General features: G+C 35.0%; 5 protein-coding genes. All 5 read right to left on the bottom strand.

Going from position 1 to position 3016, the window contains the following annotated elements; genetic code table 11:
- A partial coding sequence (locus tag V7659_RS27295) for an NADPH-dependent FMN reductase (protein ID WP_335543218.1) occupies window positions 1-293 on the bottom strand: 293 nt, incomplete at its 3' end.
- 74 nt (window positions 294-367) lie between these two features.
- Window positions 368-1396 carry an alpha/beta fold hydrolase gene (locus V7659_RS27300; RefSeq protein ID WP_335543219.1) on the bottom strand — a complete coding sequence of 343 codons (1029 nt, stop codon included), beginning with the start codon at window positions 1394-1396 and terminating at the stop codon, window positions 368-370.
- 279 nt (window positions 1397-1675) lie between these two features.
- Entirely contained in the window at window positions 1676-1867 is a 192-nt protein-coding gene (locus V7659_RS27305; RefSeq protein WP_335543220.1) for a hypothetical protein, read from the bottom strand.
- A gap of 279 nt (window positions 1868-2146) precedes the next feature.
- On the bottom strand, window positions 2147-2299 hold the full coding sequence (locus V7659_RS27310; protein WP_420491778.1) for a DinB family protein: 153 nt from the start codon (window positions 2297-2299) through the stop codon (window positions 2147-2149).
- 90 nt (window positions 2300-2389) lie between these two features.
- On the bottom strand, window positions 2390-3016 hold a 627-nt coding region (locus tag V7659_RS27315; RefSeq protein WP_335543221.1), incomplete at its 5' end, for a lysoplasmalogenase.

The raw sequence follows: 3016 nt of genomic DNA on the forward strand, positions 1-3016 counted from the left end.
GCAAAATCAAGTGCATTTTTTAGTGCTCCTGTAATACTGTGATTGTATTCTTGAACGATGAAAACGAATCCATCTAAGCTGAAAAGCTTTTTATTCCAAGCTGCAATTCCAGGTTCAGTTCCATCGGTTGTTCCTAAAAACGGTAATTGGAAATCAGAAATATCCACGATTTCATAATTTGCATCTCCACGTTTGTCAGCAATTCCTTTAACCCATTCACCTACTTGAGGACTAACTCGACCTTTACGAGTGCTTCCTAAGATAATTCCGATATTTATTTTTTCATTTGTCATTATTTCATCCTCCTTATTAGATGTTCCATTTAATTTGTATGAAAAGGTTTAAGCACAAATTCCACCATTAATATTTAAGTGATAATTAGTGGAAGCACCCTTTCAGTAAGTTCATCAAGAAACTGATTAGGTTGAGCAAAACAGGCTAGATGGCCTGCATTTTTGATTGGAACAAATTCCTTATAAGGTGCTGATATTTCATCAAAATAGTCTTTAGCCAATTCAGTAGGAGTTATAATATCTGTATCTCCCTGAAAAATAAAAAATGGTAAATCAAAATTTCTTCCTATGTTATTAAAGTCAAAGGGAACTAATTCTTTGTAAAGGTGATCAAGGGAAAATGACAATCCTTTAAAATAGTCAAATATATCATTTACATTATGTTCAGGGGAAGTAACTAATGAAGGCAATATTAAATCCGTAATCATATTAGGAACACCTCTTATAGCTTTGACAAGAAATCGGTTCCTTTTTTCATAATTTGTTCGGGTCCATTCGGAAGGAATTGATCCCATCTTTTCAACCAATTTAACACCTTTTGAAATACTTGCTTTATTAAGGACATCCAGTGTTAATATATATAAACGACCGTTAAGATCGGGGGCATTCTGGTCTGTACTTACATAGGCCCAAAAAAGGTCTGGTCTTTGTTTTGCCATCTTTAAACCAATCAAACTACCAACAGAGCTGCCAATCAAGATCAGCTTTGGTTGACCGACTCTCTTACACAAGTATTCTGTCACTTCAATGCCATCTTGAGTAAGTCTTTCGAATGTGATCGATCCACTAGCTTCTTTACCGTTTTTCCGAAACGTCTTTCCTGCACCTCGTTGATCCCACTGGACAACTGTAAAGATTTTCTCCCACGAACGCAACAATGGGGTGAAAATGGAATAGGTACTACCTGGTCCCCCGTGAACAAATAACAGGATTGGATTGTTATAATCCTCACCACGTATAGTTATCCACTGATCAATTCCTCCGATTCCTACGTAACAACTTTCAACAATTTTATTTGGATTATCAATTTGAAGTATCTTTGCTTTCTTTTTTCGATATTGTCCTCTCATAACTACGTCTTTCAAAAGATTATTTGACCCCATAATTCACCTCTTTTTATTCAAATTGCTTAGATTAGTATGAAATTAGCCTTAATAAAATATGATGAACTCCTTTTACTTATTACCTTATTAAAATGCTTTCAAAATGAGTTAACTGATCTTTATGTTAAATAAGAAAAAAAGGCTGCCGAAGCAGCCGTTTATATTGAGCTCAAGCACCTCTTATATTGAATAAGAAAATTAAAGGACGATTTTACCCGTCCATTCTGTCGAATAAGTCCCAGATCGCCTGTAGAAGTAGACTACAAGATTGACACAACATCATTTTTTATTGATGTATAGGGTAACCCCTTTGATATTTTCGTTTAACCGGCTCAGCTTATCAGGATTCGCCACCATGTAAATGGAATTGATTTTCCCTTCTTTAAACTCAAATGAAACTACGTAGGCGAGGTAAACGTTAATCATAACAACAATTCCTGGTCCACCGCTAACCTTATTAAATTTGAACACTGCATCTTCTGGTAACTTTTTAATAACATTCAAGAATAGGTGTGTAATTCGATCCGCAGTATAAATAGGTTTAAGTGCAGTTGTAACTTTCCCGCCCTTTACTGGCGGTACCCCTTATGTAAATAGTTATTTCACATTCTTGCCCAATTCATCAAGAAAAGCTGCTAAAGAATCCGCCCGACTGTCGAAAGGCATCCTTCTTTTTCTGCATATTTGTATCCGATAGGTGTATAAATTAATCAGCTTCTTTGGAGAAAAAATGGATGACTCTACTCTTGCCTATTTATGATGAATAACATTTTCTGAATACCAATAAAAAGCATAATCAGTTATAACTGAAGAATCACCCAACTGATCCAACATAGCTGAAATATTCCCTCTATGATAGGTTCCATGATTCACAACGTGTAAGTTCAATCGCCTCCTTATCATTACATTTTTTAATATTCATAATCAGAATGTATTATTCCTTTAACCCGTAATTGCTACAGAAAACATAAAAGGCGAGACAATAAATCTCGCCTATTTTTCAATTGAAGAATAGCTACCAAAACTAGGAAAGAAGCGCAAGCTGTGTGCAATTAAAAATTGCGCTGTATAATAGGTTGTCATAATCAGGATATCTGAATGAGGAATCTCTGAAACAAACAAATTCCATGACAGAATTGAGTCTGAGAGGACGAATAACATACTTCCTATTATTGCCCAAATATTTTGGGACAAAAATCCAGTCCAACACATCAAAGATATAATCACTATATACATAAGTACAGGGACTATTAAAGTATCATTATGATTCTGAAGCAATGCAGCGATTACCTGATACCCCATAACAAAGCCATATAATCCAATAGGTATAATCATAAGAAGTGAAAGCTTTGTAAAACGCCAATAACGGGAAAACCCTGCTGTATAAAACAGATGACCAATTAGGAATGCTGCTAAGCCGATAACGAACCATCTAATTAGCCCATCACCCAGCATACAGAAAAATAATCCGCACCATATAATCCAATGAGGGCGTGATTTTTTATCAGGTATTAGTTTATAAGCATAGAAAAGAATTAGCCACATTGGGATTAATTTAAATAGCATTTTAATTGCTTCTGGTTTGCTGGGTATGACAAATATGTATATAAGGCTCATAAG

The organism is Neobacillus drentensis, assembly GCF_036966985.1.
Lineage (GTDB): Bacteria > Bacillota > Bacilli > Bacillales > Cytobacillaceae > Neobacillus > Neobacillus drentensis_E.

What these genes read in the sequence shown, in the direction of transcription:
- V7659_RS27300 (WP_335543219.1), bottom strand. Translation starts at nt 1,396, where the DNA reads ATGGGGTCAAATAATCTTTTGAAAGACGTAGTTATGAGAGGACAATAT.
- V7659_RS27310 (WP_420491778.1), bottom strand. Translation starts at nt 2,299, where the DNA reads ATGATAAGGAGGCGATTGAACTTACACGTTGTGAATCATGGAACCTAT.